27 protein-coding genes and 1 riboswitch are annotated in these 25,507 nt (G+C 36.1%); of the genes, 14 read left to right on the top strand and 13 right to left on the bottom strand.

Annotation, left to right across the window (positions count from 1 at the left end):
- Nucleotides 1-37: 37 nt before the first annotated feature.
- On the bottom strand, nucleotides 38-1,132 hold the full coding sequence (locus ACPF63_RS03810) for a GEVED domain-containing protein (protein ID WP_426482032.1): 1,095 nt from the start codon (nucleotides 1,130-1,132) through the stop codon (nucleotides 38-40).
- Nucleotides 1,133-1,391: 259 nt separating this feature from the next.
- Between ACPF63_RS03810 and ACPF63_RS03805 the strand changes: the two genes are divergently transcribed.
- Entirely contained in the window at nucleotides 1,392-2,192 is an 801-nt protein-coding gene (locus tag ACPF63_RS03805; RefSeq protein WP_077418366.1) for a hypothetical protein, read from the top strand.
- 33 nt (nucleotides 2,193-2,225) lie between these two features.
- Nucleotides 2,226-2,405, top strand: a riboswitch (cobalamin riboswitch).
- A 119-nt stretch (nucleotides 2,406-2,524) separates the two neighbouring features.
- Complete coding sequence (locus ACPF63_RS03800) at nucleotides 2,525-2,908, top strand: acyl-CoA thioesterase (protein ID WP_002977578.1); 384 nt, start codon at nucleotides 2,525-2,527, stop codon at nucleotides 2,906-2,908.
- Nucleotides 2,909-2,965: 57 nt separating this feature from the next.
- On the opposite strand, the gene ACPF63_RS03795 is transcribed toward ACPF63_RS03800, so the two are convergent.
- Complete coding sequence (locus tag ACPF63_RS03795) at nucleotides 2,966-3,556, bottom strand: HD domain-containing protein (RefSeq protein ID WP_077418364.1); 591 nt, start codon at nucleotides 3,554-3,556, stop codon at nucleotides 2,966-2,968.
- A complete protein-coding gene (locus ACPF63_RS03790; RefSeq protein ID WP_426482031.1) occupies nucleotides 3,557-4,255 on the bottom strand; it encodes an XAC2610-related protein in 699 nt (232 codons plus the stop codon). It lies immediately after the preceding gene.
- Nucleotides 4,256-4,772: 517 nt separating this feature from the next.
- On the opposite strand from ACPF63_RS03790, the gene ACPF63_RS03785 reads away from it, so the two are divergent.
- The 5 genes from ACPF63_RS03785 to ACPF63_RS03765 all read left to right on the top strand — a co-directional run bounded on the left by ACPF63_RS03785 (nucleotide 4,773) and on the right by ACPF63_RS03765 (nucleotide 9,357).
- A complete protein-coding gene (locus ACPF63_RS03785) occupies nucleotides 4,773-5,102 on the top strand; it encodes a PadR family transcriptional regulator (protein ID WP_047387534.1) in 330 nt (109 codons plus the stop codon).
- A gap of 11 nt (nucleotides 5,103-5,113) precedes the next feature.
- The gene (locus ACPF63_RS03780) at nucleotides 5,114-6,835 is read left to right on the top strand and encodes a PspC domain-containing protein (RefSeq protein WP_426482030.1); all 1,722 of its coding nucleotides are present in this window, start codon (nucleotides 5,114-5,116) and stop codon (nucleotides 6,833-6,835) included.
- Nucleotides 6,836-7,150: 315 nt separating this feature from the next.
- Entirely contained in the window at nucleotides 7,151-7,738 is a 588-nt protein-coding gene (locus ACPF63_RS03775) for a 1-acyl-sn-glycerol-3-phosphate acyltransferase (RefSeq protein WP_077418358.1), read from the top strand.
- A gap of 45 nt (nucleotides 7,739-7,783) precedes the next feature.
- Complete coding sequence (locus ACPF63_RS03770) at nucleotides 7,784-8,212, top strand: PaaI family thioesterase (protein WP_149386627.1); 429 nt, start codon at nucleotides 7,784-7,786, stop codon at nucleotides 8,210-8,212.
- A 158-nt stretch (nucleotides 8,213-8,370) separates the two neighbouring features.
- Entirely contained in the window at nucleotides 8,371-9,357 is a 987-nt protein-coding gene (locus ACPF63_RS03765) for a chorismate-binding protein (RefSeq protein ID WP_426482029.1), read from the top strand.
- Nucleotides 9,358-9,686: 329 nt separating this feature from the next.
- Here ACPF63_RS03765 and ACPF63_RS03760 read toward each other — a convergent pair whose 3' ends face one another.
- The 10 genes from ACPF63_RS03760 to ACPF63_RS03715 all read right to left on the bottom strand — a co-directional run bounded on the left by ACPF63_RS03760 (nucleotide 9,687) and on the right by ACPF63_RS03715 (nucleotide 18,452).
- A complete protein-coding gene (locus tag ACPF63_RS03760; RefSeq protein WP_047387519.1) occupies nucleotides 9,687-9,887 on the bottom strand; it encodes a hypothetical protein in 201 nt (66 codons plus the stop codon).
- A gap of 5 nt (nucleotides 9,888-9,892) precedes the next feature.
- Complete coding sequence (locus ACPF63_RS03755; protein WP_047387516.1) at nucleotides 9,893-10,495, bottom strand: MarC family protein; 603 nt, start codon at nucleotides 10,493-10,495, stop codon at nucleotides 9,893-9,895.
- A gap of 44 nt (nucleotides 10,496-10,539) precedes the next feature.
- Nucleotides 10,540-12,279, bottom strand: a complete 1,740-nt coding sequence (locus tag ACPF63_RS03750) for a BatD family protein (protein WP_426482028.1) — start codon at nucleotides 12,277-12,279, stop codon at nucleotides 10,540-10,542.
- Nucleotides 12,279-13,022 (bottom strand): tetratricopeptide repeat protein, encoded by a 744-nt coding sequence (locus tag ACPF63_RS03745; RefSeq protein WP_426482027.1) that lies wholly within the window; start codon nucleotides 13,020-13,022, stop codon nucleotides 12,279-12,281. The genes ACPF63_RS03750 and ACPF63_RS03745 overlap by 1 nt, the downstream gene beginning before the upstream one ends.
- A 99-nt stretch (nucleotides 13,023-13,121) precedes the next feature.
- Nucleotides 13,122-14,129 (bottom strand): vWA domain-containing protein, encoded by a 1,008-nt coding sequence (locus tag ACPF63_RS03740; protein WP_426482026.1) that lies wholly within the window; start codon nucleotides 14,127-14,129, stop codon nucleotides 13,122-13,124.
- Nucleotides 14,129-15,121: a VWA domain-containing protein gene (locus ACPF63_RS03735; protein WP_426482025.1), complete on the bottom strand. Its 993-nt coding sequence runs from the start codon at nucleotides 15,119-15,121 to the stop codon at nucleotides 14,129-14,131. The genes ACPF63_RS03740 and ACPF63_RS03735 overlap by 1 nt, the downstream gene beginning before the upstream one ends.
- Nucleotides 15,114-16,010 carry a BatD family protein gene (locus ACPF63_RS03730; RefSeq protein ID WP_180564328.1) on the bottom strand — a complete coding sequence of 299 codons (897 nt, stop codon included), beginning with the start codon at nucleotides 16,008-16,010 and terminating at the stop codon, nucleotides 15,114-15,116. The genes ACPF63_RS03735 and ACPF63_RS03730 overlap by 8 nt, the downstream gene beginning before the upstream one ends.
- A gap of 55 nt (nucleotides 16,011-16,065) precedes the next feature.
- On the bottom strand, nucleotides 16,066-16,929 hold the full coding sequence (locus tag ACPF63_RS03725) for a DUF58 domain-containing protein (RefSeq protein WP_426482024.1): 864 nt from the start codon (nucleotides 16,927-16,929) through the stop codon (nucleotides 16,066-16,068).
- Nucleotides 16,930-16,989: 60 nt separating this feature from the next.
- Entirely contained in the window at nucleotides 16,990-17,448 is a 459-nt protein-coding gene (locus ACPF63_RS03720; RefSeq protein ID WP_426482023.1) for an N-acetyltransferase family protein, read from the bottom strand.
- On the bottom strand, nucleotides 17,448-18,452 hold the full coding sequence (locus ACPF63_RS03715; protein WP_426482022.1) for an AAA family ATPase: 1,005 nt from the start codon (nucleotides 18,450-18,452) through the stop codon (nucleotides 17,448-17,450). Before ACPF63_RS03715 ends, ACPF63_RS03720 begins: the two co-directional genes overlap by 1 nt.
- A 251-nt stretch (nucleotides 18,453-18,703) precedes the next feature.
- Between ACPF63_RS03715 and ACPF63_RS03710 the strand changes: the two genes are divergently transcribed.
- The 7 genes from ACPF63_RS03710 to ACPF63_RS03680 all read left to right on the top strand — a co-directional run bounded on the left by ACPF63_RS03710 (nucleotide 18,704) and on the right by ACPF63_RS03680 (nucleotide 25,474).
- Nucleotides 18,704-19,174, top strand: a complete 471-nt coding sequence (locus ACPF63_RS03710; RefSeq protein WP_426482021.1) for a DinB family protein — start codon at nucleotides 18,704-18,706, stop codon at nucleotides 19,172-19,174.
- Nucleotides 19,175-19,205: 31 nt separating this feature from the next.
- Nucleotides 19,206-19,598, top strand: a complete 393-nt coding sequence (locus ACPF63_RS03705) for a four helix bundle protein (protein ID WP_426483198.1) — start codon at nucleotides 19,206-19,208, stop codon at nucleotides 19,596-19,598.
- A 79-nt stretch (nucleotides 19,599-19,677) separates the two neighbouring features.
- Nucleotides 19,678-20,427: a 23S rRNA (guanosine(2251)-2'-O)-methyltransferase RlmB gene (gene rlmB, locus ACPF63_RS03700; protein ID WP_077418341.1), complete on the top strand. Its 750-nt coding sequence runs from the start codon at nucleotides 19,678-19,680 to the stop codon at nucleotides 20,425-20,427.
- 2 nt (nucleotides 20,428-20,429) lie between these two features.
- The gene (locus ACPF63_RS03695; RefSeq protein ID WP_426482020.1) at nucleotides 20,430-21,551 is read left to right on the top strand and encodes a serine hydrolase domain-containing protein; all 1,122 of its coding nucleotides are present in this window, start codon (nucleotides 20,430-20,432) and stop codon (nucleotides 21,549-21,551) included.
- 12 nt (nucleotides 21,552-21,563) lie between these two features.
- On the top strand, nucleotides 21,564-22,613 hold the full coding sequence (locus tag ACPF63_RS03690; RefSeq protein WP_426482019.1) for a DUF6263 family protein: 1,050 nt from the start codon (nucleotides 21,564-21,566) through the stop codon (nucleotides 22,611-22,613).
- A gap of 58 nt (nucleotides 22,614-22,671) precedes the next feature.
- Nucleotides 22,672-22,902: a hypothetical protein gene (locus ACPF63_RS03685; protein WP_047387482.1), complete on the top strand. Its 231-nt coding sequence runs from the start codon at nucleotides 22,672-22,674 to the stop codon at nucleotides 22,900-22,902.
- Between the two features lie 31 nt (nucleotides 22,903-22,933).
- Entirely contained in the window at nucleotides 22,934-25,474 is a 2,541-nt protein-coding gene (locus ACPF63_RS03680; RefSeq protein WP_426482018.1) for a YfhO family protein, read from the top strand.
- Nucleotides 25,475-25,507 lie beyond the last annotated feature (33 nt).

Below are 25,507 nucleotides of genomic sequence, written 5' to 3'. Positions count from 1 at the left end.
AAAAAAAGAGTGTTTTTTCAAACACTCTTTTTTTATTTTATTTCTTAATGAATTTTAGTCGGGTTACCCTTTCTCTGTCTTTCAGCTGGATGAAATAAACACCTTTTGAAAGGTGATGAAGGCTCACTTTATGATCTGAAACTTTACCTTCTCCTGTTTTTTGTCCCACAGCATTATAAATTTCAAAATTTGCTGCTTCTGAAATGCCGGAAATATTTAAAATATCAGATGTCGGATTAGGATAAATTTCAGGCTGTACAGATTTTACTGATTCTCCAACGCCTAGTGTGAGATTTATAATATCTACCCCATAATCTTCAACCTCGCCATAGGTGAATGTCCCACAAGCATCTGTAGGTGTAGTTTGACTTGAAACCACACGCATTACAGTACCACACGTTGTCAGTGCTGCAAAACTTGGAATATTAAATACAGACACAGCCGGAGCTGCCTGAGTAACATTATTGGCAACCATTACTCTTTCACTGGATTCAAAAATGCCGTTAGCATTGAGATCTATCCATGCAGTTACTGTTGTTGTACCTGGAGTTCCGGTCCAGCTATTACTTACCGAAAGTTTATTGCCCACACTTCCTACAAAAAACTTTATTCTACGGCTTATATCGCTTCTGTAATCTGTATAGTTGGATGAGCCGGAGTTGCTGACCATTGGAGCCGTAACCCCTGTGGAGTTTACTGTCACATTAGAAATATGCATCATGCTGGTATCTGTAGAAGCGCTTGCACAGTAATTAATGACTGTTGTAAAAAATATAGGATTGGACCATGTTCCCGTTATCGTGTTACATATTTTTGCGACTTGTACTTCATAAATTGTACAGGGCTCTAACATACCAATAGTAAGCACATTTTGCCCAGGCAATACCGTTGTTGCTATCATCCAGGTGGTACTGCCAGCTTTCCGGTATCTTACATAATTGTTCGGAGTATTTGGGTCGGCAGTCCAGGTAACCGTTGCGGAAGTAAGGCTAACATTTGATACCACAACATCTGTTGGAGCATTTGTATCACAATAAAATAAAGATTTTGATCCTGCTTCTATCTTGTTTTCTGCCTGAAAGCTTGAAATACCCAAAATAAAAGAGAATACATAAAGTAGTCTTTTTGTCATGTTTATTAGTTTTTAAATTCTCCTGAAAAATAGGGCGTTTTTTGAAATAATTCTTATAAATATTTCATTTATTGTTATATTTTATCAATACATTTTAAATTACAAGCCAAAAATCACACCTATTATACAAAATAATCCCATAAGATATCTGCATTTTTAATCCATCTGAAACAAATACAAGATTTTAAAGAACTGCAATGGTATAAATTATCTCCTGAAAAGCATTTAATTTATATATTTGGGGGATCAAAAAATTTTCATGATGACTTTCATAAACAAAGCATTCTATTTATCCGCTTTCAGTATTTTATCTATAGCCTTTGTAAAAGGGCAGAATAAAGTTCCTTTCGGAGTTGTAAAAGCTGAAGAAGGATATGCCAATGTACGGGTTCATAAAGACAATTACAGAAAAATTGTAGACAAGATCCGTATGCGTAAAGGAGATGTATTTGTTTATGTAAAACCTGCTCCCGGAGAAACAGAGTGGATCTGGATCAAATATCCTGAAAAACAGGATGAAGACAAACCATTTGTACGTTATGAAACACTGGACAAAGAAGGAATGGTCAATAAAGAACGTATTGCTTATATAGACCAGCTTCCGGCCTATACTCCCTCCAGGTCCAAAAACGGAAAATCACTTATTTTCACAGATAATTCTGATCCAAAAGTTCCTACTGCCCAAAGAAGCAAAGTTGTGATTGATATCTACCCTTCCAATGCCGGCTACCGTAAAAAGGAAAAAGATGCGGAAGGAAAACTTCTTACCATTGATAAGGTAAAACCTTGGGGAATCGGAAATGATCTTCCTGAAGGAATGACTGAGATCAAATCAATCAGGGTACAACAACCCGGAAGAGGTTCTGTCTTTGTAAGAGAAGCCATCAAAAACATGTTCCAGCCTACTATGGATTTTGAGAATATTGGCGTAACCTCCCTGGACACCGATAATATTTTCTTATACATGATAAACGGTTCAGGAGAAAACAGATACACCACGCTGTGGACGATCAAGAAAGGAAGAGTAATCAGCCAGATTATTTACCATAATCCGGAATAAATTCATTATTTTTGCACTCGAAAAGTTTTACGCTTATTCATCACAGGAATTGGTTCTGCATCACTGCAGATTAAAAGGGAACCGTGTGAAAATCACGGACTGTCGCGCAACTGTAAGTAACTGAAATCTTTATCAAAGATCCACTGTGCGAGGCATGGGAAGGAGATAAAAGATGTTACAAGTCAGGAGACCTGCCTATTTCTTTAAACAAATAACTTTCGCGATTTGAAGTTGTATTGATCTGATGGATTGTTTCAGGGGGTTCTTTAAGTTCCTGTCATTATTCTGTTGTTTTAATATCGTTTTCATTTCGCTTTAATTAATAATGATATATGACTACAGAAGAAAGAATTGAAGCATCCGAAACCAGAATCTTTAAAGCGGTTTTCCCTAACACAACCAATCATTACGATACCCTTTTTGGTGGTACGGCCATGCAGCTGATGGACGAAGTAGCTTTTATTACAGCCACACGATTTGCCAGAAAAAGAGTGGTAACAGTGAGCAGTGACAAGATCGATTTCAAGAAACCTATTCCAGCCGGAACTATTGTGGAACTGATTGGCAAAGTTTCATACGTAGGAAAAACCAGTATGAAAGTAAATGTTGAGATCTATACCGAGCAGATGTATTCTTATGAAAGAGAAAAAGCCATTGTAGGTGATTTTACTTTTGTAGCGATTGACGAATTCAAGAAACCAATCCAGATACTATAAATGATAAAGTTTCGGGCGGCCTTTGGCCGCCCGAAACTTATTCTATTTTCAATAAATTTATTTCACAACTTTTTCAGTTTCCAGGCTTCTGCTCAGCAGCAGTTCAAAGGCTTCTCCCATTTCATCCGATGCTCTGCTGATAGCATTTTCAAGCATATTCCGGATTTGTTTTTCTGTTACTCCGGCTTCCGTCCAGCTTTTTCCTGAAGTATGGGAATTTAAGATAAATGGCATAATTCTGTCGATTCCACAGGCAAAAATAGCATCCGGTGTTTTCTCATCTTCAAACTCAAGCCATAGATTGAAGAACTCTGTACGCAAAGGCTCATCCAGGATACCGAAAATCTTTTGTGCAGATGCTTTCTCTCTGTCAAACTTCCCTACCATTGCTTTTTCATCAAAAATAAAGGTATCCCCAGCTTCTATCTCTACCAAATCGTGAATGGAAAGCATTCTTATCACTCTCAACAGATCAATATCTGCACGGTTTTTAGCATATGGATAAAGAATCTGAGCAAGAATGATGATCTGCCATGAATGTTCCGCAGTATTCTCTCTTCGGGAATCATCAGCATTATAATTTCTTCGCTGTACATTTTTCAAGGCATCCACTGCCAGGATAAAATCAATCTCTTTCTGAATTTTCATCTACTTTTCTCTATTATATTGTTCTGAAGGGTACACCTTTGTTTTGGTTACCCATTTATTATTGATCTTTTCTTTAGTGATCACTTTTACGCGGCCTTCTACCGTCATATCTTCTTCTTTTTCAAAGACTTTATCAAGTCCTTTATTGGGAACAACAGCATATTCAGTGGTAAAAATATCACAACAGCCAGATTTTCCATAGGAGATCAGGCGCTTACGTTTCACATCCACATCAAAAATATCAAGAGCACTGGACGCAAGATCCGTAAGTTCTTTACTCTTCACAAATGCCATTCTTGTACTGTTGAATACATAAACGTCATAGGAAGCAGCGCTATAGTTTCCCATATTCCCGTTCCTTACCGCTATATCTTCAGTTCCGTCAAAATTAAAATCATTAATGATTACAGAGTTCTGTTTATTTGTCAGCTGGATCATTTTTCCCAGCCTGGGCTTTTCAGTCTGATCTGTTTCCAACACCAGATTATCCGATGCAAAAGTCTGTACCTTTGTATTTTTATGATCAAACAATTCTACAGTTCCTTTGCCGCTGCACCGGCCATCATAGCAATTTTCTACCTGGATGATTGCATCATAATTCTTTGATGCATTTTTAACCTCAAACTGATATTGTCCGAAACATGCAGGCCCCAGTAAAACAAAAGCCGGTAAATGTTTATACTTATTGAATAAATTCATGGTAATAGTAAGTGATTTAGGTGTTTTTTTCCTAACAAAAATACGAATCATAATACCGATCTCAAAATTCCGGCCTTATTATCTGTAAGGATCTGAAACATTTTAACAGCCTTTAAATAAAAGAGTGTTCAGTAATAAGAAGCTATTTCCCGCTATACGCTCATACTCCTCGCTCCGTACCTGAACCCAAGCCGCTGTGGGGTAACCGCTGCTATCGGGGCTATATTTTGGGTAATGAGCAATAATTAATGAATGATAACTTTTTTCTCTTTATTTCTTTCATTTTCATTTAAAATTTAAATATTTTTTGATCAAATTCATTCTTATCAAAATTCATAGTAAAATTTATAAATCTGATTATCAAATATTTATACTATTTATTTTAAAAATTTCACTACTTTGTATTGCATAATACCATTTTATTTACATATCTTTGTAATGTAAAATCGAAATAGGTACAACTAGCTAGGTTCCGAACTTCGAAAATTATATAACTAATTAACAAAACTTATCAAAGATGAATACCGAAAATACCAAAGCGCAAATGCGAAAAGGAATTCTGGAATTCTGTATTCTAAGTCTCATCAATAATCGCGAAATGTATGTTTCTGATCTTATTGATGAACTGAAAAAAGGAAAACTGGATGTAGTGGAAGGAACCCTCTACCCTCTTCTTACAAGACTTAAAAACGGAGAGTTTCTCTCTTACAGATGGGAAGAATCTACAGGAGGACCACCCAGAAAATATTATCAGATCACAGAAAAAGGAAAACTTTTCCTGGATGAACTTCAAAACACATGGAATGAGCTGACAGCCTCAGTAAAAAACATCACCCAACAAAATTAAAAAACAAAGCTATGAACAAGACACTCTCAATAGGACTCGCAGGTTTTTCTTTTACAATAGAAGAACACGCATATATAAAGCTCAGCGATTACCTGAACGCTCTGAGAAGCTCACTGGATGCTTCTGAAGCTGATGAGGTAATGCATGACATAGAAATAAGAATGGTGGAGATTTTCAAAGATTCTCTGGGAAAACGTGAAGTAATAAATGATACCGATGTAGAAAAGGTAATCGCACAGATCGGAAGCCCGGAAAAAATTGAAGAACAGGAAGAGGCTTATTTTTCTGAAAAAACATCTGCCAAAAATACCAATTCAGGAACTTATTATTCCGATAAAAAACAACTGTTCCGTGACCCGGAAAAACAAAAAGTAGCAGGGGTTTGCGCAGGTTTAGCTCAATATGTAGGAATGGATATTACCGCAATGAGAGCAATCTGGCTGGGAATTTTTGTATTAGGAATTTTTACAGCAGCCATTTCATCTTCACTGATCGGTCTTTTATATGTAATCCTTTGGATCGTACTTCCAAAAGCTGAAACAGCAGCAGATTTCCTGAAAATGCAGGGAAAGCCTATGAACTTCGACAATCTTAAGAATGAGTCTAATAAATTGGTTCAGTTTGCCAATGAATCTACTCAGAGGGTCGGAGAAATATACAACGAAAACAAACCTTATATCAACAATGCAAGCAGCGGAATCTGGAATGTTTTCAAGTATATCGTAGGAGGATTCTTCGTATTGATGGCTGTAAGCAGCATTATCGGAGTATTTGTATTATTCGGTCTTTTCGGAATGGATACAGACTTTCCTGGTGCCAATGAAATAAGATTCTATATGGATGACCAGGGTCTTGATAAAGTATTGGCAGCCATGATGGTAATCGGAAGCTTAATTCCAGCAATTCTTTTCAGCTTATTAAGTATTAAGATATTTTCTCCAAAAACAAAACTGAGAAATATCGGATGGGTAGTAGGAGGTTTATTTCTTCTTCTGATCGGACTGGGAACGTACTTCGGAATAAGCATGGCTAAAAAAGACATGATCTACAGAGGAAGTAAGGAAGATGTAGAGAATGTGGCCATCAACACTACTTCAGATACAGTGTATGTAGATGTAAAGCAAATCAATATTCCTCAGAATTTCAAAGCTTATAATAATGACATTTATTCTGACAAAAGATCAGTGTATGAAGAAGACTATATCTCTGTAGACGTAACAAGAAAACCAGATATTAAAACACCTTATCTGATCATCAAAAAAGAAGGAAAAGGATACAATTTCCCAATTCAGCTGACAGTTCCTGTAGAAGTTGTAAACAACAAAATACTACTTCCAAACTATATCAAATATCCATATGAACACAGATTCAGAGACTATAGCCTGGAATATGAACTTGTAGTTCCGCAAAAAGCAGTGGTTATTTCAATGAACAAAAACCATATCCATATTGATGGTGACTTAGACGGAGATGGTATCAATGATGAAGATCAGGACAACGATGAAGATAACAACGGCGTTAGAATTGAAAAAAATAAAATCACGGTAAACGGTTCTAGTATTGAGTATAACTCTGATGATCAAGACAGTATCATCGTAAATGGCAAAAAAGTTCCGAACAACCAGGCAAAGAAAGTAATTGATTCTGCAGTGTCCAATATCAAAAAATCAAATAAAGATATGGACATCAAAATCAAAGACGGGAAAAACGAAATTTCCATACAAACTAAATAATTAACTTCAGAGAGTGGTAGAAGGTGTGAGTGGATGGCAACCGTTTGAAATTCACACTCTTCTTCTCTCAGAAAAGTAAAAATAAAGCCATATTTAGTTTCTTATGTAAAAAAAAAAGTTTAATTTCGTAGAGCTAAAATTTAATAACCAACCAACCAAAAACACAGCTTTATCATGATACAATTTGCAATGGAATTCGTAATGAAAATCGTAGATTTAATTAGCGGTTTGTTTTAAGAGCGATAATATTTCAATATATTTGTAAAGTATAACCAAAGTTTGGTTATACTTTTTTGTTTTTAATTCAAGAAATCTATGAAAAAGCTGATAGGCAAAGCAATGTTAAAAATATTAGGCTGGAAGGTCGTTCTGCAGGGCGATGTCAACAACCTGAACAGGTGTATCCTAGTGGTAGCACCTCACACCCATAATATGGAATACATTTTAGGAAATTTCGCCTATTGGTCACTGGAAAAACCTTTAAAAATCATTATTAAAGATGCCCACACCAAAGCCTGGTATGGAAGTATCGTAAAAGGTCTTGGCGGTATTGGTATAGACAGAACCCAGAAAAATGATCTGGTGAATTTTGTAGCCAACCAGTTTTCTAAAGAAGATTTCAGTCTTGTTATTACCCCGGAAGGAACAAGAAGCTGGGTTCCGAAATGGAGAAAAGGATTCTATCATATGGCCCTCGCTGCAAAAGTTCCTATTGTACTGGCAGCAGGTGATTTCAAAAGAAATATTGTTTACCTGGGTTATACTATTCCTTACGAAAGAATAGCTTCCGTTCCCTTTTCAGAAATTATGAAGGAAATTCAGGACTATTATATAAAAAATGATATTGTCCCGAAAGTTCCCGAAAACTGGAATCCTGATATCATGGGAACCGGTAATGAATAAAGCTAAAAACGAAATTAATCAATCATCATTTATCAATTATAAAAAATGAAAGGTCAGACAAAAGAAGAAATATTAGCATTCATCAATAACTGGGGAGATGTAACGCTTGCCAAAACCCTTGAAATAAAATTCATCGATATTGATCTTGAAAATGAAACCCTTACTGCCACTATGCCTGTTCTTCCAAGAACACATCAGCCGTTTGGCATTATGCACGGAGGAGCAAGCTGTGTTTTGGCCGAAACTTTAGGGTCAAGCCTGTCTAATATCTTCATTGATGGTGAAAAATATTACGGAGTAGGAACCAATATCAATTCCAATCATTTAAGAAGCAAAAAGGACGGCATTGTAACGGCTACTGCACGTTTTATCAGAAAAGGAAAATCCATGCACGTTTCAGAAATTGAAATCCGTGATGAAAAAGGGGTTTTGATCAATCATACAACAATGACGAATAATATCATTAACAGATAAGTTACCACAACATAAAAAATAAAGAGCTTAAAATAAATTTAAGCTCTTTTTATTTTGACATTTTTAAGACTAGTAATACCTTTGCAGAAAGGAAAATTACTCCGGAAAGTCCTTATATTATTTCTGGTCATTGATTTTCAAAAATTCCTTCATAGCTCATGATTTATTTCAAACTCCCTTTTGACGAAAGACTACTGTCTGCTGATGAAAAAAATACAAAAAATGCAGTCAATTTTTATTCCTACAATGGTTTAGATCAAATCAGTTTCCATGGAAATATTGTTGAAGTTAATGCTGAAGAATTTACCCATACTTCAATTACAAACGAAGAATTGATCAGTGACTCAACAAATTCTGCTGCTGAAACGAAGGAAGAATACTGTCATACTCTACAGCAAGTGATTGAAGTAATCAAAGAAAACAATCTACCTAAACTTGTTTATTCAAGAAGGAAGATTTTTACAGATTTCAAGACAATCAATTATAGAGAAAGTTTCGAAAATTTGTGTAATTCTTATCCCAATGCTTTCAGATATCTGTTTAACGACGGGCAAAACACATGGATGGGGGCTTTCTCAGAAGTTTTAGGAAAATTCAATAAAATCACCCACGAGTTTGAAACCATGGCCCTTGCCGGTACTCTTCCGGTATCTGAAGAATGGTCTGAAAAGGAAATTGAAGAACAGAAACCTGTTACTACTTATATTCAGGATATTCTTAACAATTATTCTGACAATGTAAAACAATCGGAAACCTATGATCATATTTCAGGAAATATAAAGCATTTACGCACAGATTTTAAGACCCATATTAAAGCAGAAGACCTTGACCGTATTATTCAGGACCTGCACCCTACTCCTGCTGTCTGTGGCATTCCAAAAGATTTTTGCAATGAGAATATCCGTAAATACGAAAAATTTTCACGTGAATTTTATGCCGGGTATATCAAAGTTGAAACCGAAGAAAGTATTCTGTATTTTGTAAATCTACGCTGTGCAAGGCTTTATAAAGATTCTGTACATGTTTTTGTGGGAGGTGGAATAACAGCTCAAAGCAATCCGGAGAAAGAATGGAAAGAAACAGAACTGAAGTCTGAAGCCATATTGAAAAACCTGGTTATTTCACAGAACTCCGGGAACTTTTAATATCTTGATTGATTGTACTATTTAACCGCAGATTTCACGGATTTTCGCAGATCTTTGCCTATAGTTTTCTTTGTTGAGTGTAACGCCATTACGAACGATTTTAAAATGGTTTATAATCATTTTTGCGAACTTTGCGTAATAATTTGCTTCGACTAATGCCAATTGAGGTTTTATACTTGTTTGAACAGACCAAAGCACACCTCTATTGAATATAAAAAACCAAAATTGTATTTAAGATAACCTATTTCCTAATCCCTATCACCTTCTACCTAATAAAACAAAAACCTCCTTCAAAATGAAAGAGGCTTATATCTATATGAAATATTCAATTATTTCTTTAAACCGATTCTACTCCATGTATCCATTACAAAAAGCAAAATAAGGCCTAATGCAGCAGCTCCAGCTGAGAACGCAAACCTAACGTTATCTTCATCTCCTAAGATATCTGTCGCTTGCCAGTTGATCGCATAAAGATTGATGGCGATGAATACAATAAACAGTACTAAAAATACTTTATAAAACTTCTTCATGACTCTTAAAAATTAATATAATTCTGCACCAACTGGGCAAAATTTGCGGTGAATAATTTAATTGAAATTGCCAAAAGGATAATTCCGAAAACTTTCTGAAGGATCATCAAAGTAGCATCCCCAATTTTCCTCTCCAACCATTTCGCTGATTTCAGCACCAAATATACGAAAATTGTATTAAGAACAATTCCGAGGATAATATTAATATCATGAAATTCAGCTCTCAGAGACAGTGCTGTGGTTAAAGTTCCTGCTCCTGCAACCAGCGGAAATGCGATGGGTACAATAGATGCAGCCTTTGCTTCAGTTGTTTTATTAATTTCAATTCCTAAAATCATTTCCAAGGCTATGACAAAAATCACAAAAGCACCGGCAATGGCAAAAGAATTTACATCTACTCCAATAAGTTTAAGGATCTTATTTCCTACGAAAAGGAAAACAATCATAATAGCACCAGCAGTGATTGCAGCCTTTCCGGCCTCAATCTGTCCGAACTTCTGCTGAAGACTTACTATAATAGGAACCGAGCCGATAATATCGATAACGGCAAAAAGAACCATAAAGCTGGTAACGACCTCTTTAAAAGAGAAACCATCAAAAATTTCCATCTCTTTGTAATTAAAAATTTCGCAAAAATATGAAAATAAACTGACTATTTGCTAATTTGTGAATACAAATTAACAATTGTTTTCAAAAGTTCTTCAAGTGCATCAGCAGATTTCACAGGATTGTATTTCTCCATCTGAATTCTCTGCTGCAATTTATTGTATTCTTCTGCAACTGAAGCGCCTTTGTGTTTTTCAAGAAAAGTCTTAAACTCTGCTGCAGAGCCTTGAAAATACTGACTTCTCACTTCCTGATCCAATTCCTCCAGCGTTGTAAAGAACTTTTCATAATCGCCGTTATCTTTAAGATTTTCCAGATAACCGAAATAATCATTGATATCTGTTTTCAGCAATTCTCTGATCTCTTTTTCTGTTTCAGCTACTGAACCTAAAGGTTTTGACGGTATATTTTCCCTAACTAATGTACGTTTTTTTTGCCAATTTTTAAATAACAGATAAGCCACAAATAAGCTTATCAGAATGGCGATATTCGTTAAAAGGATATTCCAATGGAATTTACTTTTTTCTTTTACTTTGAACGAAGTAGTTTTTAAAACCGGTGTATTTACAGTCTCCAGAAGGTTATTAGTATACTCATTTACTTTTTCTACCGTAGAGCGGGCTTCCAGGATCTGATCGTGAGAAAAAGCATTAAGATCCAGTGTTTTTTGTCCCAGATCTACATATTCTTTATTTTCAGGATCAAAGAAAGCAAATTGCTCAGTTTTAATAGAGATTGCCCCTGCTTTTTTTGGAATAATAACATAATTAGCCAGAATCTCGCCTTTCATTCCTGTAGTTCCCGGAGAAACTTTGGAGGTAATTTTCGGAGGAAAAACTTCATAATCCGGAGATGCTGCAATTTTAGGAAGTTCCATATCCGGTAAGTTTCCTTCTCCTGAAACCTTCACAACAACATTCAGCGGCTTTTTAGCTTCCGGTTTTTCTTTGGAAGCGTTATATACATTGACATTAAAGCTTCCAACAGCATTTTTAAAACATTCAGGAGCTCCTTCCGGAAGCTTTCTTACATTGATTTTTACTTTATTGGAGACAATCTTCGTTTTATTAGAATAGCTGCTCACAGAAGCCGATACTCCGGGAACTTCAATAAATCCTGCTTCATTTGGAAATACCATAAACATGGCCAACACCTGTGAAGGCATATTTCCATATCCAGACGGATCTATCTCAGATTTATCAAAATTAATAGGATGTACATTGATATTATCCTGCTGTGGAAGATGGATATTTTTCACCTTTCTCAGGTTATCCATATTTCTTGAATATACTCTAAGAACAGCAATGGTAGGCTGATCCTGATAGACTTCCCTGTCATCAATTTCCATATTCAGATAGACATCATTGGATGTATTGGCAGCTAATGCTCTTCTATCAACAATATCACGGATATTGACATCGAAAGGTTCTGTTTTATAGATTCTGTTGTTTACTGTAACCAGCACAGAACCAATTTTTATTTTTCCTTTTTTCTTAGGTTCGAGAGCAATTCTCGATACTTTTTGAGTAATTAAAGTATTGGTAGCAGGATCAATAACGGTATTGGTAACAGATCCGCTTCCTATAATATTAAATTTTGAAAGATCCGGAAGCTGAAAACCTGTCTGTTGTACAAGGTCACTTCCGTTAAGTTCAAGAACAATAGTAAGGTTTACGATATCCTTCCCTGCATACTCGGATTTGTCAGCATCCAGAGTAAGATTTACCTGTCCGTAAGTAATTACGGATGCGAGGGTAAGCAATATGTAAATCAATTTGTGCTGCATCACCAATCTTTCTCGTTGCTTTCAGGCATCGAATAAGAATTTTTGTTTAAAATTCTTCTGGCGGTTTCTTTTTCTTTTTCGTTTATTTTATCTAAGATCGCATTTTCAAGATTCTTAGGCATTCTGCCTTCATTATTCTTATTCTGCTTAGGATTATCCCCCTGGTCGCTTTTACCTTCGTTTTGCGGGCCATTTCCTTGATCCTGTTTTTTGTCTTTGTCGCCTTTCTGATCGTCACCTTTGTTCTGATCATTTCCGCCGCCGCCTTTTCCTGAGTTATTCTCTTGGTTCTTTTGTTGTTCTTTTTCTTTCTCTTTCAGTTTGGCAATCTCATAATTTTTTCTGGTTACCTCACTGTAGGGATCCTGCTTCAGAGCTTTCTTATAAAAATCAGCCGCTTTTTCCGGCTGGTTCATCTGCATATAAGCATTCCCTAAATTATGAAGAGCGGCAGTCTTATCAGGAAGTGTTTGTGAAAGTTTCTCTGCTTTTTCAAACTCCGTCTTTGCCTCTTCGTATTTTTTACTTTTATAGAGAGCATTCCCCATATTATAGTGAGCAGTAAAATCTTTATCATTAGATTTTATTGCTTCCATATATTTTGAGGAGGCTCCGTCATAATCTTTACCGTCAAATTTCTGGTTGCCTTCATGAACTAAATTCCTGTAGTTTTCCTGCCCAGACATGAAGCCTGAGAACGAGATGACAACAATAAACGATAAAAATATGATTTTAGTATTCATCACTTGCAAAATTATTCCTTTATATGTTAAGAAACAGAGTTTTATTTGTTAAAATTCGGTTAAAGTACTTGTAGAATTTCTTCTATAAATAAGGGAAATCTACACATTAAAATCCTTTTTCGGATTAAAAATATAAATTAAAAAGAAAAACAGAATAGATACTCCAAGGAAATATTGATAATAATGATTGGCATTCTGTGATTTCACCATGGTTTCAGCACCTGCAGACTTTTTATTGACTGCATCAACAATTCTGTCCGGAGCTTCATTGATATTATTGCCATCAATATAAGTTCCGTCTGTAGATTCTGCCATTTTCTTTAAGGCTTCAGTCTGTCTCTTTGAAATAACTGTTCCACCGTTCACATCTGTTTTGTACCCCATCAGCTGCCCAAATACATATTCCGGAACCGGGGCTCCTTCGTCGGTACCAATTCCTACAGAAGTAACGCTTATACCTTCTTTATTTGCCAGTCTTATCGCTGCATTATCGTTCCCTTCGTTATCTTCACCATCACTCAGCAAGATTACTTTTCTTGATCCTTTGCTTACATTTTTAAATTTATCCGCGGCAGCCTGCATCCCTTTTAGAAAATCCGTCCCCTGAATCTGCATAGAATTGGTTTCAATCCCGCTGATATAAGTCTCTGCGGAATTATAATCTGTAGTAAGAGGCATGATAGACATTGCATGTCCGGCAAAGATGACAATACCCACCTTGTCATTATTCATTTTCTTCATTGTAGCCGTCATCAGGTTTTTAGCTTCTGCAAGGCGGCTTGGGTCTATATCCTCAGCATTCATAGAATTGGATACATCCAGCATGAAGATCACATTGTTCAGTTTCTGGGTACTTTTCACCTCTTCTGAACCATTCAAAAGATCAATGATGGAAAATATCAGAAACAATGTTCCTAATAAATATAATACAGGAAAAAACTTCGTAAATCCTGATCTCTTTTCAAATAAGTTATCGTGAAACTGGCTGGCTGCAAAAATTTCCCTTTTCTTATTTCTCCATTTCAAGAAACGGATCAAAAAGGAAGCTAACAGCGGCAGAAGCAACAGTAAAAATAAGTACCAATAATTTCCTAAAGACCAACTCATCAGCTTAAAATTTTATAAAACACCCATCTCAATAATGCGTCAAATACCACCATTCCTAAAGCAATCCAAAGAAATATCTTGAAATATTCTTCATAATTGTACAGTTTGGAAACTTTCACATCAGATTTTTCCAGCTGGTTGATCTCATCATATATTTCTTCCAGACTGCTGTTTGAGGTTGCTCTGAAGTATTTCCCTCCTGTAGTCTGTGCAATTTCTTTCAAGGTATTTTCATCAATAGTCACTTCTGTTTCCGTAAAGATAAGATCTCCAAAGATGTCCTGCGATGTTGGCATCAGAGCATACCCATTGGTACCGATTCCGATTGCATATACTTTTATATTATTATTTTTTGCCAGCTCAGCTGCAACCTGTGGAGGAATGGCATTCTGAATATTGCTTACCCCATCCGTCATCAGGATCACCACTTTACTTTTTGCTTTGCTTTTAATCAAATGATTCACTGCAACAGAAAGACCTTCTCCGATAGCCGTACCAGGTTCAAGACCTGCAGAATTCAGGTTTTTAATTTCATCAACCACCACCTGATGATCTGAAGTAACCGGAACTTTGGTAAAGGCTTCTGCAGCATAAGCTACCACTCCAATTCTGTCATTGGGACGTTTCTGAACAAATTTTACAGCAATATCTTTCAATGCTGTAATTCTGTCGGGATTCAGATCCTTTGCAAGCATACTTAACGAAACGTCAATGGACAGCATAATATCTACTCCCTTTGTATCATCCCTGTCCTGAGAAATCGTAAACGTTCTCGGTCTGGCCATGGCAATAATCAAAGCAGAAAGAATAATATACTTTGAGATTTTCAGTAAAAAAAGTACCCCCTGGATTCCATCGCTATGGTCCATATTCTTTATGGTAGGCACTTTTATACCTTTTCTTCTCTGTTTTCCGGTATCCTTAATTAAAAGAGGGATAAACAATAGAAAAAGTAACAAGAACCATGGGCTGTAAAATTCAAAATTAAACATCCTTTCTTAAGTTTTCGAATTCTAAATCTTTGGATGATCTTTTCACAAAATCTCTGATATTGGCAAAATCGGTCTCCATTGTATTTTGATCAGGGAAGGTTTTGGCAAATTTCACCAGATCTCCTCTCAGGAATACATCCTCTATTATTTTTTCGTTGTCCTGTGAAATTGTATTGTTCTTTTTCATGACATCAATAAGGTCATCTGTAAGAAGAACATCTGCAGGAAGATGGTATTGTTTGGTAATGAAGGTTCTGGAAATATCAATGAGTTCAACATAGAATGAACGGAAGTTTCCTCCTTCAATATATTTTTTCTTTTTAAGTGAGTCAAGCTCTTTCAAAGTCTGATTGGTAGCTATTACCGGAGAACTTTTGGATTTCCTGCCCCATTTTACAATCATAACAATTGCAATAATTAAAGCAATACCTGCGAGTGCTGCCAGAATATAAAACTTGTAAAGCTCCCAATAATCCTTAGCGTCAAGTTTCACCTGCTTATTACTCATGATATCATTGATCTGATCTGCTTTCTGAGCCGTATTAATGACATCTATTTCATAAGGAATAGTTTTAAGTACTTTATCTCCTACTTTGAATTCCAGTTCCGGAATAGTAAACTTCCCTTCATCGAAAACAGCAAATTCAATCTTTCTTTCGTAAGAATTAGCCGTCTGCCCGATACTGTCTTTGGTTTCTTCAAAATGAAAAGGGAGCAGTTCATTTTTCGGAGCGGAAGTTACCTGCTGCTCATTAAGATTATCAATCTTTATGGTAATATGATTGATTTCTCCAAGAGCAAGGGTTTTCTTTTCTACGTTAGAGGATAATATCTGTGAAAAAGCATTCGCACAGATCAGAAAAGATAATATTAAAAGTATTTTTCTCAATGTTAAAATAATAAAGGCAAATGCCTGATGTTTTTAGTTACGAGCTGAGCCCGTGTTATTTTTTCTGAAAATAATTATACAACAATTTTGAATAATCTGAGCCGGTATTAATATTCATAAAACTGGCAGAGCTGTTGGCAAAATCTTCTTCCAGAGCTCTCAGCTTTTGTTTTTGAGCTTCCGCGAAGGTATACCGCCATCTTGCGCTGGAAGTATTGGCCCATATTTCTTTTCCGGTTTCCGCATCAAGTAAACGGGCATATCCTACGTCAGGAATCTCATTATCTTTTTCATCATAAATCCTCATTCCCAACAACTGATGCTTCTTTGAAGCTACTCTCAGCATTTTGGAATCATATTCATCTCCAAAATCTGAAAACAGAAAAACCAGAGATTTCCTTTTAAAAATCCCCATCATATATTCCATCGCTTTGTCTATTCTGGATTCTGCCGGAACATAATCTGCGGTCAGAATATTACTGATAATGGAAAGAATATGTTTTCTTCCTTTTTGAGGAGGAATTACTTTATATACTTTATCAGCAAACAGGATCAATCCTACTTTATCATTGTTTCCGGCTGCTGAAAATCCTAGGCTTGCTGCTATTTCGGCTACATATTCTCTTTTCAGCTGAACTTTCGTACCATAATCCATGGAAGCAGAAATATCAACAAGAATCATCATCGTCAATTCCCTTTCTTCCTCCATTACTTTTACGAATGGCTCACGGAATCTTGCAGTTTTATTCCAGTCGATTCTTCTGATTTCATCTCCAAACTGGTAAGGACGAACTTCAGAGAAAGTCATCCCTTGCCCTTTAAAAGCGCTGTGATATTGCCCCATCAAAGCAGCCTCCGTCTTTTTTCTGGTACGGATTTCAATCTGCTTTACTTTTTTTACAATATCTTTTATCTGCATAGACCAAATTAAGGTTTAAAATTCAAAGTTTAATGTAGAATACAGGATGATAGTTTCAAGTTAATTTTTTAACTCAATAGATACATTCAACCATTCGTTATCAAACTTCGGACTGTATTTTTTATAAAAATTGATGGCTGGCTCATTCCAGTTCAATACCTGGAACACCATTCCACTGTAATTTTTTGATTTTCCATATTCCAGCGTAGCATCAAACAGCATTTTTCCGATCTGTTTTCCTCTCAGTCTTTCTGTCACAACAAGATCTTCAAGATACAGCCTTCTTCCTTTCCATGTTGAATATCTGTCATAATACAGCGATATTCCCACTATTTCACCTTCAAATTCTGCCACAAAAGCTCCCCAGACCGGAGAAACTCCAAAACCATCCTGAATAAATTCATCCAGCGTCACTGTTACTTCATGCAATGCTTTTTCATATTCCGCCAGCTCTTTAATTAAATCCAGCATGGAAGCACAGTCCTCCAGAACTGCTTTTCTGATTAGTACATTACTCATTACGGGGCCTGGATTTTTGCTAAAATTCTACTAACGATTTCTTCTGATGAAACTTCTTCTGCTTCAGCCTCGAAAGTCAAGCCTATTCTGTGTCTCAATACATCTTTTGCCAATGCTTTTACATCTTCAGGAATCACAAAGGCCCTTCCCTTTAGGAATGCATATGCTCTTGAAGCGATAGCAAGGTTAATAGATGCTCTTGGAGACGCCCCAAAGCTGATATAATTTTTAAGATCAGAAAGACCGTAATTTTCCGGATAACGCGTCGCAAAAACCATATCCAGAATATATTTTTCAATTTTCTCATCCAGGTAAATCTGGTTGATCAATTCTTTTGCATCTACAATATCCTGAAGAGAAATCACAGGTTTCACAGTCGGCTGATGTGAAGTTGAAACCATTCTCATTACCTGTCTTTCATCTTCAAAAGAAGGATAATCTATGGTACATTTCAACATAAAACGGTCACTCTGTGCTTCAGGCAGCAAATAAGTTCCTTCCTGATCAATGGGGTTTTGGGTTGCCAATACCAGGAACGGCTTCGGCAGCTTCATTGTTTCATCACCAATCGTTACCTGCTTTTCCTGCATTACCTCCAAAAGAGCCGACTGCACTTTTGCCGGCGCACGGTTGATCTCATCTGCCAGTACAAAGTTCGCGAATACAGGACCTTTTTTTATAGAAAAATCATTGTCTTTGATATTGTAAATCATGGTTCCCACTACGTCTGCAGGAAGCAAATCCGGTGTAAACTGAATTCTTGAAAATTCACCATGAACAGCATCTGCCAACGTTTTTATGGCAAGGGTTTTAGCCAATCCCGGCACCCCTTCAAGAAGAACGTGACCATTCCCCAAAAGCCCTACCAAAAGACGGTCTACCATGTAATCCTGCCCAATAATAACTTTGTTGATTTCCTGTCTCAGAAGAGAAAATAAGTAGTTTTTTTCTTTTACTTTTTCCGTCAATTGGCGGATATCTTCAGCTTGATATATCTCTGACATAGCTTGATTTAAAATAAGTGGTAAATTTCTGATAAATACTTGCATTAATCAACACAATAAATGCCATTTTTGAGTTAAAGTTTGTTAAATATTCCAGTATTGATGCAAGGTTAAGAACTGCTGAAAGCTTAAAACTCAATAAGATTATTCTATTTTTTCATAAAAATATATAAATTTTGCTTTAATCACCTGCTCAAAAATTGTCATTTCCAGTTTATTAAACTATTTTTGGTGATTAAAAATTTCGCAAAATGAATTATCATTTTCAAGCGCACAGACAGGTAAGAAAGAACGTTTTAGACGTCCTTCAGAACACATCCCATGAAGATCTGATTCTGATTCCGGATGGTTTCAACAATAATATTTACTGGAATATTGCTCATACTGTTGCTACACAGCAGCTTTTGCATTATTACCTAAGCGGAAATCCTTTCCGTATTGACAAATATTGGATCGAAACTTACAAAAAAGGAACTTTACCGAATTTAAATGTTCAGAAGTCGGAAGTAGAAGATTTAGAGTTTTTACTTACGGAAACTTCGAAGATTTTAATGAAGGATTATGACAGTGATTTCTTCTCAGACTACACTCCTTACACGACAAGTTTTGGGATGGATCTGAAAAGCATTCAGGATGCCATTATCTTCAACAACATGCATGAAAGCCTTCACTACGGATATGTGATGGCGCAGAAAAGAGCAATTTTAGGAGAGAAATATTAGATTCAAGGTTCTTTGTTTAAAGTTTAACGTTATAGGGACAATTAATAGATTCGAAGACTTAGAAATTTGGAAGTTGTCTCGAGAGCTTAGCAATGAAGTTTTTCATATCATTGAATCTACCAATCTTAAAAATAATTTTAAACTTTGTAATCAAATTGACAGTTCTTCAGGCTCAGTAATGGATAATATTGCTGAAGGATTTGAAAAAAACGGTAACAGAGAATTTATACAGTTTCTTTCTATTGCTAAAGCTTCATGTGGGGAAACCAGATCACAATTGTATCGGGTCTTCGACAGAAGTTTTATTTCGCAGGAAAAATTTGAAACATTAATTGAGCAGACAGAAACGTTAAGTAGAAAGATCAGCTCTTTTATAAAATATTTAAATACAACAGATTTAAAAGGTACAAAGTACAAACCTTAAAATTCAAAACTTTACACAGTAAGCCTTGAACTTTAAACGATGAACTTTAAACCTTAAACATAAAATTTTAAACAACTCAATGAAAGACGATTTTATTTTCGGGCTGCGTCCCGTGATTGAAGCAATTGAAGCGGGAAAAACGATTGACAAGGTCTTTGTGCAAAATGCACTTCAAGGTCCTATTTATGCTGAACTAAAAGCAATTTTAGCGAAAAATAAAATCCGTCCCAATTATGTTCCGGTTGAAAAACTGAACCGTTTTACAAGAAAAAACCACCAAGGTGTGGTTGCTTTTATTTCGGATGTACCGTTTCATAAAGTGGAGGATATTGTTCCACAATTATTTGAGCAGGGAAAAACTCCTTTTCTTTTAATTCTGGACAGACTTACTGATGTAAGAAACTTTGGTGCTATCTGCAGAACGGCAGAATGTGTAGGTGTTGATGCTATAATCATTCCGGAAAAGGGTGCAGCTCCTATTAATTCTGATGCTATAAAAACCTCTGCAGGTGCTATTTACAATATTAAAATATGTAAAGAAAACAACCTGGCTCATGCTGTGGATTTCCTTCAGCAAAGCGGAATTTCTGTGTATGCAGCCAGTGAAAAAGCTCAGAAATTAATTTATGATGTCAACCTTACAGAGCCATGTGCTATTGTTATGGGGAATGAAGAAACCGGAATTTCTAAAGAGGTTCTTCATCATGCTGACGAAAAAATAAAACTTCCTATTGAAGGAAAAACTCAATCTCTGAATGTTTCTGTAGCATGTGGAGCGATTTTGTATGAAGCGGTAAGACAGAAAATGACTGCTATACCAAATCCTTAAACATGAAAATAAAATTGCTTTTACCATTATTTTTTGTACCATTTGCATTGAATGCACAGACAAAAAATACAACAACTGACAACCACCTTACCACTGAACTTGATAAAATTGTTCAGAAGGAAGCGCTCACTTATATGCAGAATCCTGCACGTGTAGGGCTCTCAATAGGTATTTTCAAAGATGGTAAAAGTTATTTTTATAATTATGGAACCACGGAAATCGGAAAATCAGAACTTCCGACCTCCAAAAGTGTTTACGAGATCGCATCCATCACCAAGACTTTTACCGGAACACTTCTGGCCCATGCTTTAGCAGACGGTAAAATTAAAATAGATGATGATATCCGGAAATATCTTAGCGGGAATTATCCTAATCTTGAATTTGAAAAACAGCCGATAACGGTCGGTAATCTTACCAATCATTCATCAGGATTACCTCAGTTCTTACCGGATCAGTCTGAAACATTTAAAAAACCGATGGACTCTGTTGCTATAGCATTAGCTGATTTTTATAAAAACTACTCGAAAAAGAAGTTTTATGAAGATCTTCATCAGGCTAAAGTAGATTTTGTACCCGGAACAAACTATAAATATTCCAATGTAGGAACACAGATCGCAGGAGATATCCTGGAAAAAGTATATCAGAAAAGCTATAAAAATCTGCTTTCAGAGTATATTACAAAGCCTCTGAAAATGAACCAAACCATTGTTGGTACGAATTCTGCACAGCTATTGACTCGCTATAATGAAAAAGGAAAGGTAATGCCCAGAAATTTCACAACAATTATGGCTCCTGCAGGCGGAATTCTTTCTACAACAGGAGATCTCGTGAAATACATGCAGTACCATTTGGATGAAAGCAATAAATATGTAAAAATATCCCATACTCCTCTTGTAAAAAGCGATGGAGATGGAATCGGACTGTACTGGAGGGCACATACCTATGAAGACGGAACTCAAATGGTTTTTCATACCGGAGGTACATTTGGTTTTTCAAGCGTACTTCAGGTCTATCCATCAAAAAATATGGGAGTTGTTATACTGTCTAATGAGTCAGATGGAGAATCTCAGGGGAAACTGTATGATATTGCAGAAAATATAATAAGAAATAGTAGTAAAAAATAAAGTTAAAATCAAATGAAGAACATTGCAGCGCTTGCGCTTATATCATCAATAGCTCTTGTATCTTGTAAAAAAGAAACGGCAAAAATAACGAAAGTAGATCCTAAAACCGGAAAAACGGTAACCGTAGAAGTTCCTGCTGACTCTGTGGCAAAAGTTGCAGAAAATCCGGCAATCAAAGATTCTGCAGGAGTTATTACACAGACTTTTAAGCTTGAAAAAGGGAAAACTTATCCTCTTACCACTTATCAGAGGGATGTAAAAACAATGACGGATCCTCAGGGAAAATCCATCACTGCAACCAGTGAATCTACGGATGAAATGAACTTTGTAGTTAATGATATTAAAGGGGATGTATACGAAATGACCCTTAACCTTGTAGCGAAAAGAAATTCCCAGTCTGCACAGGGAAAAACAGTAGTGGTAGATACCAAGCTTGCTCTTCCTAAAGAGGATGATCTTAAAATGATCTGGAATGTAAACAAAGCACTTACCGGAAACAAACTTGCCATGAAAATGGATACAAAAGGGAATGTAATCTCTATTACAGGATTTGATGCTGTTTATACAAAAGTTTCCAATGCAGTAGGAACTCTTATCAAAGATGCCAATCAAAAAGCGAGTGTTGTGGCAAGTCTTAAAGAATCATTCAATGAAAAGGTATTAAAAGATCAGTTCCATAAAAACCTGATGATTATTCCTAAAAAAGGAGTAAAAATTGGTGAAAAATGGTCTACTTCTGAAAATGCAGATGCAAGTGGAGCTGTAAAAGTAACTTCCAATTATGTAATGAAAAGTTTAGGAAACGGATCAGCAGAAATTGCCGTTACCGGAGGTATTCCTAAGAAGACTGAAAAGAAAGCTCAGGGACCTATTACACACAGCCTGAGCAGTGAACTGGTTCAGAACGGAACCATTAAGTTTGACGAAAGCACAGGATGGATTACCAACCAGAATATCAACGTAAAAACAACACAGATAGAAACCATTTCAGATGGAAAACAATCTCAGTCTATGAAAAGCGTTTCCAATTCATCGGTAATGGTAAACCCATCTGCTAAATAACTGAATTAAATGCATTCAGGGTTTATTATTTAAACCCTGAACTTTAAATTTTAACATTATGAAGTACATTCTTGAGTTAGTACTCACTGCCATTATTATTTTCTTTGTCTGGAATATTCTGAAAAGGATTTTCTTTAAGACATTTTATAGTTACCGTTTTAATAACAATAATCAAAACAACGGACAGCAGGATATACAAGACTCGAATAAGAATAACAAACAGAACCTTAACTGGGATGCAGAAACTGTAGACTTTGAAGAGGTGAAAGAGAGTAAGGACAAAAGGTAAACATTCCAAGAAATAAAAGATAATAACCAGCATGGCAAAAAATAAAAACTTCATTTATATTGCAGCTTCATTAGTAGTATTTATAGTTTTAGCATTTTTATATTCTACTCCTGTATTTACAGGAAAACAACTTTTCCAGCACGATATTGTGCAATACAGAGGAGGAGCAAAAGAACTGCTCGACTATAGAGCGAATACCGGAAATGAAACCTATTGGAGTGACTCCATGTTTGGGGGAATGCCGACTTATCAGATGGGAAGCCAGTTCAAAGGTGACATCATCAAGAAAATCGACAGCAATCTGAATTTCCTGCCAAGGCCGGTTAATTATCTCTTCCTGCTGTTTGCAGGTTTTTTCCTTTTGGGAATGGTAGTAGTCAGAAATTGGAAGTATGCACTTTTAGGGGCCACTTTCTTCGGACTTTCAACCTATTTTTATATCATTATTGCAGCCGGGCACAATGGTAAAGTAAACACCATTGAGTATTTTGCACCGCTGTTAGCCGGAATTTTACTGGTTTATATCAGAAAACAATACATCTGGGGATTCATTGTTACTACCCTTTTTATGGGGCTTCAGATTGCAGCCAATCACCCGCAGATGACGTATTATCTGTTCCTTGCACTAGGATTTTTATTCTTGTCTGAACTGATCAGAGCAATACTGAAAAAGACACCGATGAAGCATTTCCTTATTTCATCAGGAATTATTGCAGCATCATGCATTATCGGAGTTGGAATGAATTCACAAAGAATCATGGCCAATTCTGAGTATGTAAAAGAAACAGTTCGTGGAAAGCAGATCTTAAATAATGACAGCCATACTTCAGGAAAATCCGGAATGGATAAAGAAAGTATGCTGATGTGGAGCTATGGACAGCTTGAAACTTTAAACCTTTTCATCCCAAGATTGATGGGTGGCGGAAGCCAGGAGCCGGAAGGAAAAGAAATGATGAACAGAGTTCAGGAACTGGTTCAGGAAAATGTTGGTTCACAGGCTGAAATGGACAGAATTTCAAAAGGCTTCAGCGGAATGACCTACTGGGGAGATCAGCCGGGAACTTCAGGACCTGCTTATCAGGGAGCCATTGTATGTTTCCTTGCTTTATTAGGATTCTTCTTTGCCAGAAAAAAATACCGTTACTGGATCTTAGGTGCTTCTATCCTGACTATTTTACTGGCTTGGGGAAGTAACTTTATGCCATTATCTGACTTCTTTATTGATTATGTTCCGTTTTATAATAAATTCAGAGCACCTTCTTCAATTCTGGTTGTAGTGGAATTATTATTTCCTTTAATTGCCATTCTGGGATTATACAGATTCTTCACAGACGAAGAGCTGACTGAAGAATACAAGCAGAAAATTCTTATGTATGTTGGAGGTGGAACTTTAGGATTTTTATTAATTCTTTTGATCTTCGGAAAATCATTATTAGGGTTTTCTACAGAAGGCGAAAAAACTTATTTTCCTCCTTTTCTACTGGATTATCTTGTAGATGAAAGATATAAACTATTCAGAATAGATGCCATAAAAGCATTTATTTATGTAGCGATTACAGCTGCTGCCTTATTCTTAACCTTAAAGAAAAAGCTTAATCAGAATATTGCTTTGGTAGTAATTGGAGTAGTAAGCTTATTTGATCTATGGACCGTAAACAAACGTTATTTAAATGACGAAAACTACGTAGATAAAATATTTGCTGAAAATCCTTTCCAAACAGAAAGTTCAGATCTGCTGGCTGAAAAAGTTCAGGGGAATCCTAATCTGGAATCCATTTTATCCAATGTCAATATTAACAAAACATTGGAAACAATCGCTGAAAAAGACAAAACTCATTACAGAATTTACAACCAGACCCTGGGTGTGACAAGTGAGACCAATACCTCTTATTTTAAAGCTTCAATTGGTGGTTATCACGCCGTAAAACTAAGAAGATATGATGATGTTCTGAATGAATACATCAATAATGTAGACAGTGTAAAAACACCTAATATCTTAAACTTATTAAATGCCAAGTACATGGTTTTCGGAGGACCTGAGCAGCCACAGGTTGTTCCTAATCCAAAAGCCAATGGAAATGCATGGTTTGTAAGTGATTTAAAGTTTGTAGATTCTCCTAATCAGGAAATTAAATCCATCGGGACTATCGACAATAAGAAAACAGCAGTTATTGCATCATCTGATAAATCCTATTTTGACAACAAACCGGTTCAGGCAGATCCTGCAGCATTTATCAATCTTACGAAATACCAGCCTAACGAACTTGAATTTAAATCTCAGTCGAAGACTCCGCAATTAGCAATATTCTCTGAAGTATATTACCCTCATGGCTGGAAAGTATTGGTGGATGAGAAAGAAGTTCCGTACATCAAAGCAGATTACTTACTTCGTGCAGTACATGTTCCTGCAGGAAACCACCACATCAGAATGGTATTTGAGCCTGAAGTAATTGAAAAAGGGAAATGGCTTTCTCTACTATCATTCGGATTATTCATCCTGTTGTCTGCATTTGGAATTTTCTGGATGAACAAGAATAAGAAAAAAGAAATTTTAGCTGAACAAAAAGCTTAATTCCATATTATAAAGCTTACATAATATTGAGCA

Source organism: Chryseobacterium sp. R2ACT005, assembly GCF_049949215.1.
Classification (GTDB): domain Bacteria; phylum Bacteroidota; class Bacteroidia; order Flavobacteriales; family Weeksellaceae; genus Chryseobacterium.
Note: the sequence above shows the minus strand (reverse complement) of the source record. Positions and strands in the feature narration are given on the sequence as shown.

Bases quoted from the DNA above. Each gene is read 5' to 3' on its own strand.
- ACPF63_RS03810 (WP_426482032.1), bottom strand. From the start codon at position 1,132: ATGACAAAAAGACTACTTTATGTATTCTCTTTTATTTTGGGTATTTCA.
- ACPF63_RS03805 (WP_077418366.1), top strand. From the start codon at position 1,392: ATGATGACTTTCATAAACAAAGCATTCTATTTATCCGCTTTCAGTATT.
- ACPF63_RS03800 (WP_002977578.1), top strand. From the start codon at position 2,525: ATGACTACAGAAGAAAGAATTGAAGCATCCGAAACCAGAATCTTTAAA.
- ACPF63_RS03795 (WP_077418364.1), bottom strand. From the start codon at position 3,556: ATGAAAATTCAGAAAGAGATTGATTTTATCCTGGCAGTGGATGCCTTG.
- ACPF63_RS03790 (WP_426482031.1), bottom strand. From the start codon at position 4,255: ATGAATTTATTCAATAAGTATAAACATTTACCGGCTTTTGTTTTACTG.
- ACPF63_RS03785 (WP_047387534.1), top strand. From the start codon at position 4,773: ATGAATACCGAAAATACCAAAGCGCAAATGCGAAAAGGAATTCTGGAA.
- ACPF63_RS03780 (WP_426482030.1), top strand. From the start codon at position 5,114: ATGAACAAGACACTCTCAATAGGACTCGCAGGTTTTTCTTTTACAATA.
- ACPF63_RS03775 (WP_077418358.1), top strand. From the start codon at position 7,151: ATGAAAAAGCTGATAGGCAAAGCAATGTTAAAAATATTAGGCTGGAAG.
- ACPF63_RS03770 (WP_149386627.1), top strand. From the start codon at position 7,784: ATGAAAGGTCAGACAAAAGAAGAAATATTAGCATTCATCAATAACTGG.
- ACPF63_RS03765 (WP_426482029.1), top strand. From the start codon at position 8,371: ATGATTTATTTCAAACTCCCTTTTGACGAAAGACTACTGTCTGCTGAT.
- ACPF63_RS03760 (WP_047387519.1), bottom strand. From the start codon at position 9,887: ATGAAGAAGTTTTATAAAGTATTTTTAGTACTGTTTATTGTATTCATC.
- ACPF63_RS03755 (WP_047387516.1), bottom strand. From the start codon at position 10,495: ATGGAAATTTTTGATGGTTTCTCTTTTAAAGAGGTCGTTACCAGCTTT.
- ACPF63_RS03750 (WP_426482028.1), bottom strand. From the start codon at position 12,279: ATGCAGCACAAATTGATTTACATATTGCTTACCCTCGCATCCGTAATT.
- ACPF63_RS03745 (WP_426482027.1), bottom strand. From the start codon at position 13,022: ATGAATACTAAAATCATATTTTTATCGTTTATTGTTGTCATCTCGTTC.
- ACPF63_RS03740 (WP_426482026.1), bottom strand. From the start codon at position 14,129: ATGAGTTGGTCTTTAGGAAATTATTGGTACTTATTTTTACTGTTGCTT.
- ACPF63_RS03735 (WP_426482025.1), bottom strand. From the start codon at position 15,121: ATGTTTAATTTTGAATTTTACAGCCCATGGTTCTTGTTACTTTTTCTA.
- ACPF63_RS03725 (WP_426482024.1), bottom strand. From the start codon at position 16,929: ATGCAGATAAAAGATATTGTAAAAAAAGTAAAGCAGATTGAAATCCGT.
- ACPF63_RS03720 (WP_426482023.1), bottom strand. From the start codon at position 17,448: ATGAGTAATGTACTAATCAGAAAAGCAGTTCTGGAGGACTGTGCTTCC.
- ACPF63_RS03715 (WP_426482022.1), bottom strand. From the start codon at position 18,452: ATGTCAGAGATATATCAAGCTGAAGATATCCGCCAATTGACGGAAAAA.
- ACPF63_RS03710 (WP_426482021.1), top strand. From the start codon at position 18,704: ATGAATTATCATTTTCAAGCGCACAGACAGGTAAGAAAGAACGTTTTA.
- rlmB (WP_077418341.1), top strand. From the start codon at position 19,678: ATGAAAGACGATTTTATTTTCGGGCTGCGTCCCGTGATTGAAGCAATT.
- ACPF63_RS03695 (WP_426482020.1), top strand. From the start codon at position 20,430: ATGAAAATAAAATTGCTTTTACCATTATTTTTTGTACCATTTGCATTG.
- ACPF63_RS03690 (WP_426482019.1), top strand. From the start codon at position 21,564: ATGAAGAACATTGCAGCGCTTGCGCTTATATCATCAATAGCTCTTGTA.
- ACPF63_RS03685 (WP_047387482.1), top strand. From the start codon at position 22,672: ATGAAGTACATTCTTGAGTTAGTACTCACTGCCATTATTATTTTCTTT.
- ACPF63_RS03680 (WP_426482018.1), top strand. From the start codon at position 22,934: ATGGCAAAAAATAAAAACTTCATTTATATTGCAGCTTCATTAGTAGTA.